Source organism: uncultured Amnibacterium sp., from assembly GCF_964245895.1.
Lineage (GTDB): Bacteria > Actinomycetota > Actinomycetes > Actinomycetales > Microbacteriaceae > Amnibacterium.
In genome coordinates, this window is the sequence record NZ_CAXTOQ010000175.1 from 1 (window position 1) to 6,442 (window position 6,442).

At 73.7% G+C, this 6,442-nt stretch carries 7 protein-coding genes and 1 pseudogene; 2 read left to right on the forward strand and 6 right to left on the reverse strand.

The features are described from left to right. From ACFE60_RS16600 to xseA, 5 genes and pseudogenes are all read right to left on the reverse strand, one after another. On the reverse strand, nucleotides 1-1,127 hold a 1,127-nt coding region (locus ACFE60_RS16600), incomplete at its 3' end, for a class II fumarate hydratase (protein ID WP_375389968.1). A gap of 40 nt (nucleotides 1,128-1,167) precedes the next feature. Then, the gene (locus ACFE60_RS16605; RefSeq protein WP_375389969.1) at nucleotides 1,168-1,776 is read right to left on the reverse strand and encodes a carbonic anhydrase; all 609 of its coding nucleotides are present in this window, start codon (nucleotides 1,774-1,776) and stop codon (nucleotides 1,168-1,170) included. Beyond that, nucleotides 1,773-2,432, reverse strand: a complete 660-nt coding sequence (locus ACFE60_RS16610) for a DUF4245 domain-containing protein (protein WP_375389970.1) — start codon at nucleotides 2,430-2,432, stop codon at nucleotides 1,773-1,775. The genes ACFE60_RS16605 and ACFE60_RS16610 overlap by 4 nt, the downstream gene beginning before the upstream one ends. Then, entirely contained in the window at nucleotides 2,429-2,674 is a 246-nt protein-coding gene (locus tag ACFE60_RS16615; RefSeq protein ID WP_375389972.1) for an exodeoxyribonuclease VII small subunit, read from the reverse strand. The genes ACFE60_RS16610 and ACFE60_RS16615 overlap by 4 nt, the downstream gene beginning before the upstream one ends. A gap of 15 nt (nucleotides 2,675-2,689) precedes the next feature. Next, nucleotides 2,690-3,941: pseudogene (xseA, locus tag ACFE60_RS16620) on the reverse strand (exodeoxyribonuclease VII large subunit); the annotation flags it as partial. Between the two features lie 32 nt (nucleotides 3,942-3,973). Here xseA and ACFE60_RS16625 point away from each other — a divergent pair. Both ACFE60_RS16625 and ACFE60_RS16630 read left to right on the forward strand, forming a co-directional pair. Beyond that, on the forward strand, nucleotides 3,974-5,017 hold the full coding sequence (locus ACFE60_RS16625; protein WP_375389973.1) for a 4-hydroxy-3-methylbut-2-enyl diphosphate reductase: 1,044 nt from the start codon (nucleotides 3,974-3,976) through the stop codon (nucleotides 5,015-5,017). Beyond that, a complete protein-coding gene (locus tag ACFE60_RS16630) occupies nucleotides 4,975-5,403 on the forward strand; it encodes a DUF6264 family protein (RefSeq protein ID WP_375389974.1) in 429 nt (142 codons plus the stop codon). Before ACFE60_RS16625 ends, ACFE60_RS16630 begins: the two co-directional genes overlap by 43 nt. On the opposite strand, the gene fbaA is transcribed toward ACFE60_RS16630, so the two are convergent. Next, nucleotides 5,400-6,428, reverse strand: a complete 1,029-nt coding sequence (gene fbaA / locus ACFE60_RS16635) for a class II fructose-bisphosphate aldolase (protein WP_375389971.1) — start codon at nucleotides 6,426-6,428, stop codon at nucleotides 5,400-5,402. The genes ACFE60_RS16630 and fbaA overlap by 4 nt on opposite strands. Nucleotides 6,429-6,442: the final 14 nt, after the last annotated feature.

Below are 6,442 nucleotides of genomic sequence, written 5' to 3' on the forward strand. Positions count from 1 at the left end.
ACCGACTCGAGCAGCGCGGTGCCCATCACCGGGATCGCGACGTTCAGCTCGAACACGCCGGAGGCGCCGGCCCACGTGATGGTCGCGTCGTTGCCGATCACCCGCGCGCCGACCATGAGCGTCGCCTCCGGGATCACCGGGTTGACCTTGCCCGGCATGATCGACGACCCGGGCTGCAGGTCGGGGATGTGCAGCTCGCCCAGGCCCGCGTTCGGGCCGGAGCCCATCCAGCGCAGGTCGTTCGAGATCTTCGTCAGACTGACCGCGAGCACCTTGAGCGCGCCGGAGGCCTCGACGAGGCCGTCGCGCGCGCCCTGCGCCTCGAAGTGGTCGACCGCCTCGACGATCGGCAGCCCGGTCGTCTCGGCGAGGATGCGGATCACCTTCGGCGAGAAGCCCGCCGGGGTGTTGATGCCGGTGCCGGTCGCGGTGCCGCCGAGCGGCACCTCCGCCAGGCGCGGCACCATCGCGGCGATGCGGGCGAGCGCGAGCCGGATCTGCCGCGCGTACCCGCCGAACTCCTGGCCGAAGGTGACGGGCGTCGCGTCCATCAGGTGGGTGCGGCCGGCCTTCACCAGCTGCGACCACTCGGTCGCCTTCGCCTCGAGCGCGACAGCGAGGTGCTCGAGCGCGGGCACCAGCACGGTCTGCACGGCCTCCGTCGCCGCGACGTGCACGGAGGTGGGGAACACGTCGTTCGACGACTGGGAGGCGTTCACCTCGTCGTTCGGGTGCACGGTGCGTCCGAGCCGCGTCGACGCGAGCGAGGCGAGCACCTCGTTCATGTTCATGTTCGACGAGGTGCCGCTGCCGGTCTGGTACACGTCGATCGGGAACTGGTCGAGGTGCGCTCCGGCGATCACCTCGTCGGCAGCGCCGACGATCGCGTCGACGACGTCGGACCCGAGCACGCCGAGCTCGCCGTTCACGATCGCCGCGGCCCGCTTGATCCGGGCGAGGGCGATCAGCTGCGCGTCCTCGAGCCGCGAGCCGGAGATCGGGAAGTTCTCCACCGCGCGCTGGGTCTGCGCCGCCCAGAGGGCGTCCCGCGGCACCCGCACCTCGCCCATCGTGTCGTGCTCGATGCGCCAGTCGTCGTTTACCGTGGCCGCGTCCTCGGACGTCATCAGGCTCCTTCGCCGGCCGCCGGGTCGGCTCGAGGGTGGATCAGGCGACGTCGCCGATCGCGAATCGCCGCTCGACGCGTCCCTCCGCGAGGCGGTAGGTGGCGCCGACGACGTCCACGCTACCGTCCGCGACCGCCGCGGAGAGCAGGTCGGAGGCGGCCAGCAGCGACGCCACGGTCGACTCCAGGTGCGCCCCGGCGACGGCCGCGGCATCGGTGCCGCCCGCCTGCACCGCCGGCCGGATCGCCCGGATGTGCGCGGCGATCAGCGGAGGGAGGGGAGGCGCGTCCGGCGCCGACGCGTCGATCGCGGCCTGCACCGCGCCGCACCGGTCGTGGGCGAGCACGACGACGAGCGGCACACCGAGCACGGCGACCGCGTACTCGACGGACGCGATCGCCGAGGCGTCCGCGATCTGCCCGGCGTTGCGGATCACGAACAGGTCGCCGAGTCCCTGGTCGAACAGCACCTCCGCGGCGACCCGGGAGTCGCTGCAACCCAGGATCGCTGCGGACGGCGCCTGGCCGGCGGCGATCTCGGCGCGGCGGGCGGCGTCCTGCCGCGGATGGCTGGGCGCGTCGCCGGCGAAGCGCTCGTTGCCCTCGGCGAGCCGGCGCCATGCCTCCGTCGCGGGTCGGGTCCTGGTCACGGCAGCGTCCCCGCCCCGTCGAGCCCTCGGGCGGCCGCGTCGCTCGCGACCGCCGCGGCGAGCTGCCGCAGCTGCGTCGCCGACGCCGTGCCGTAGACGGCGACCACGACGTCGCCGACCTTCGTCGCCAGGCCGTACGCGACGTTGCCGGTGTCGCCGGCTGCGCTGCGGCGGTCGTAGACCCGCCACGGCAGGCCGCCGATGGTCGTCGTGCCGGTGGGGTCGGCGCCGTCGAGCACCTGGTCGAGCAGGCCCGTCGTGCCCGGCAACCCCTCCGTCACACCCGCGTACGCCGACCCGCCGATGACGTAGCCCACGTACCAGGAGGCCTCGTCGCCGGAGCCGCGCAGCTGCGCAGCGTTCGCCTTCCAGCCGGCGGGCACGCGGGGCGCGACGAGCGGCTGCCCCGCGGTGTCAGCGAAGCGGTCCACCGCCCGCGTCACGTCGACGGCGGGCTGCTGCGGGCCGTCGCCGCGCGGCACGATCGCCACGATCACGACGACCAGCCCGACGCACGCCACGAGCGACGCGACGAGGTTGCGCCAGGTCTGGCGGGACCGCCGCAGCGCGCGGTCGCGCGCCTTCCGGTCCGCGGTCTCCTGCGGCGTCTCCGGCCGGCCGAGCTCCGCGACGACCCGCCCGCCCGGATCGCTCACGACTCGGCGCGGGTGGCCGCGCGCTCGCCCGAGGCGTGGTCGAGGCGGGCCCGCGCGTCGGTCAGCCAGGTCTCGCAGCGGGTCGCGAGCGCCTCGCCGCGCTCCCAGAGGGCGAGCGACTGCTCGAGCGTCGCTCCGCCGCGCTCGAGCTCGTCGACGACCGCCACCAGCGCGTCGCGGGCGGCCTCGTAGGAGAGGTCGTCGATGTCGGCGGCGGCGCCGCCCTCACCCGGCTCGGTCATGCCCGGAAGTCTACGAGCGGGCGCCGACGGGCTCGTCCCGCCGGTGGACGGCCGCCCCCGCGGCGCCCTCGCTGACGGCGGCGATCGCGCCGTCCTCGACCCGCACGGTCAGCCCCGCCCCGGCCGGCGCGTCCGCGACATGCCGCAGGGCGGTCCCGTCCTCGCCGAGCACGATCGCGTAGCCGCGCTGCAGCGTGCCGAGCGGCGACAGCGCGCGCAGCCGCCCCCGGATCTCGGCGACGCGCTGCTCGCCGTGCAGGATCGCGCGATCGATCAGCTCCGTCGAGCGCGCGCTCACCCGGGCCAGCTCGTCGGCGCGGACGTCGACGATCCACGAGCCGTCCGCGAGCGCGCGGCGGCCGCGCAGCTGCTGGACGCGGTCCACCTCCATCGCCACCCGCTGGGTGACGCGGTTCCGCATCCTCGACCGCGCCTGACCGACGCGGTTCAGCTCGTCCGTCACGTCGGGCACGATCCGCTTGGCGGCGTCGGTCGGGGTGGAGGCGCGCAGGTCCGCGACGTCGTCGAGCAGCGGCCGGTCGGCCTCGTGCCCGATCGCGCTGACGACGGGCGTGGTCGCCGCCGCGACCGCGCGCAGCAGGCGCTCGTCGCTGAACCCGAGCAGGTTCTGGAAGTCGCCGCCGCCGCGCGCGATGACGATCACGTCGACCTCCGGGTCCGCCTCCAGCCGCTGGAGCGCCGCCAGCACCTCCGGCACCGTCCGGTCGCCCTGCACGGCCGCGTGCTCGACGCGGAAGGCGACGCTCGGCCAGCGCAGCTGCGCGTTCCGCAGCACGTCCTTCTCCGCGTCGGAGTCCTTGCCGGTGATCAGGCCGATGCGGTGGGGGAGGAAGGGGAGGCGGCGCTTGCGCGACGCCGCGAACAGCCCCTCCGCCGCGAGCGTGCGCCGCAGCAGCTCGAGCCGCTCGAGCAGGTCGCCGAGGCCGACGTGCTTCATCGCGAACACCTGCATGCTGAGCGAGCCGGACTTCACCCAGTAGTCCGGCTTGATCAGCGCGACGACCCGGTCGCCCTGCTTCAGGTCGTTCGGCAGCTTCGCGCGGGTGCTCGACCAGATCTGGAACGACACGGTGGCGTCGCGCTCGAGGTCCTTCAGCTTGCCGAAGACGCTGCCGCTGCGCTCGCTCCACTGGGTGATCTCGCCCTCGACCCAGACCTGCCCGAGCCGCTCGATCCAGCCCTTGATCTTGTCGCCGAGCAGCGCGACGGGCCAGGGCGCATCCGCGGTGCCGACGCCGTCGCTCATGCCTGCGCTCCTAGACTGCCCGCGTGGTACCCATGGTCGAGCTCGGACTTCCCGGGGGCCCGTCGACCGCAGCCACGGTAGCCGACGGCTCCGTCACCGCCAGGGGCCGCGTGCTCCTCGCCGCTCCCCGCGGCTACTGCGCCGGGGTCGACCGCGCCGTCGTCGCGGTCGAGAAGGCGCTCGAGCGGTACGGCTCGCCGGTCTACGTGCGCAAGCAGATCGTGCACAACGTGCACGTCGTCAAGCGGCTGGAGGAGCAGGGCGCGGTCTTCGTGGACGAGGTCGACGAGGTGCCGCAGGGCGCCCACGTCGTCTTCAGCGCCCACGGCGTCTCGCCCGCCGTCGTCCGCGCGGCAGCGGACCGCGGCCTGCAGGCGATCGACGCGACCTGCCCGCTGGTCACGAAGGTGCACCGCGAGGCCGTGCGCTTCGCGCGGGACGACCGCCGGATCCTCCTGATCGGCCACCACGGCCACGAGGAGGTCGAGGGCACCATGGGCGAGGCGCCGGAGCGCACCACCCTCGTCGGCTCGCCGGACGAGGCCGACACCGTCGAGGTGAGCGATCCCGACAACCTCGTCTGGCTCTCGCAGACGACCCTCTCGGTCGACGAGACCATGGAGACGGTGCGCCGCCTGCGGGTCCGCTTCCCGAACCTGCAGGACCCGCCCTCCGACGACATCTGCTACGCCACGCAGAACCGGCAGGTGGCGGTGAAGAAGATCGCCCGCGACTCGGACGTCGTGCTCGTCGTCGGCAGCGCGAACTCCTCGAACTCCGTGCGCCTCGTCGAGGTCGCCCTCGACCACGGCGCCCGCGCCGCGTACCGCGTCGACGACGCGGGCGAGCTCGATCCGGCGTGGCTGGACGGCGCGACGACGGTCGGCGTGACCAGCGGCGCGAGCGTGCCCGAGCGGCTGGTGGCCGACCTGCTCGCGGTGCTCGCGGCGCAGGGCTACGGCACGGTCGACGAGGTCCGCACCGCGGAGGAGGACCTCGTGTTCTCCCTGCCGCGCGAGCTGCGGCACACGGCATCGGGCGCGCGCGACCCGAGGGCGCTCGGCGGCCGCAGCTGACCGGGCCGCGGCGTCCGGCACCGGCCTGGGACCTCGTCGTCACCGTCGGTCTGCTGGTGTTCGGCGTCGTGAACGTGACGCAGACCGTCGCGCGGGCCAGGGACCTCCGCGTGCTGCTCGACACCGTCTTCGCGCAGCAGGGGCTCGGCCCCTACACGAACGAGGCGGTCGCGGACGCCGCCGGCGCGATCGTGATCGCGGTCAACGTGCTGAGCCTCGTGCTCGCGATCGGCTTCGCGGTGCCGCGCCTGCGCACGCGCCGCACGGCGTTCTGGGTGCCGCTCGCCGCGGCGGGCGTCTGCCTCGTGATCACGACCGCGGTGGTTCTCGCGGCGGCGATCGCCGACCCGGCGTTCGCGGCGAGGATGACGGCCGGCTCCTCCTAGCCCTGCGACCGGCTCGCGGAGCCCAGCTGCTTCGTCGCCTCCACCACGCGGGCCGCCATCGCGGTCTCCGCGATCTTGCCCCAGGCGCGCGGGTCGTAGATCTTCTTGTCGCCGACCTCGCCGTCGACCTTCAGCACGCCGTCGTAGTTCGAGAACATCGTGCCGGCGATGGAGCGGGTGAACGCGTACTGGGTGTCGGTGTCGATGTTCATCTTCACGACACCGTTCCCGACGGCCTCCGCGATCTCCGCGTCGGAGGAGCCCGAGCCGCCGTGGAAGACGAGCTCGAGCGGCTTCGGGCCGTGGCCGTACCGCTCCGCGAGCCCCGCCTGGATCTCGCCGAGCAGCTCCGGCCGCAGCTTCACCCCGCCCGGCTTGTACACGCCGTGCACGTTGCCGAAGGTGAGCGCGGCGATGTAGCGCCCCTGCTCGCCGAGGCCGAGCGCCTCCACGACCTTCTCGACGTCGGCGAGCGTCGTGTAGAGCGCTTCGTTCGAGCCCTCGTGCTGGACGCCGTCCTCCTCGCCGCCGACGACGCCGATCTCGACCTCGAGGATCGCGCTGATCGCCTTCGTGCGCTTCAGCATGTCGGTCGCGATCTCGATGTTCTCGTCCAGCGGCACCGCGGAGCCGTCCCACATGTGCGACTGGAAGATCGGCTCGCCGCCCGCCTTGACCTGCTCCTCGCTGGCGGCGATGAGCGGCAGCACGAACGACTCGAGCGCCGGCTTCGGGCAGTGGTCGGTGTGCAGCGCGACCGTGATCGGGTAGTTCTTCGCGACCTCGGTCGCGAACCGCGCGAACGCGAGCGCGCCCGCGGCCCGGTTCTTCACCGTCTGGCCCGCGAAGTAGTCGGCGCCCCCGGTGGTCACCTGGATGATCCCGTCGCTGCCCGCCTCCGTGAGTCCCTGCAGGACGGCGTTGATCGTCTGCGACGACGAGACGTTGATCGCGGGGTATGCGAAGCCGCCCTCCTTCGCGCGGTCGAGCATCTCGGCGTACTGGTCGGGGGTGGCGACGGGCATGCGGGTCACTCTAG

Coding starts and splice junctions, on each gene's coding strand:
- ACFE60_RS16615 (WP_375389972.1), bottom strand. CDS start 2,674: ATGACCGAGCCGGGTGAGGGCGGCGCCGCCGCCGACATCGACGACCTC.
- ACFE60_RS16625 (WP_375389973.1), top strand. CDS start 3,974: ATGGTCGAGCTCGGACTTCCCGGGGGCCCGTCGACCGCAGCCACGGTA.
- fbaA (WP_375389971.1), bottom strand. CDS start 6,428: ATGCCCGTCGCCACCCCCGACCAGTACGCCGAGATGCTCGACCGCGCG.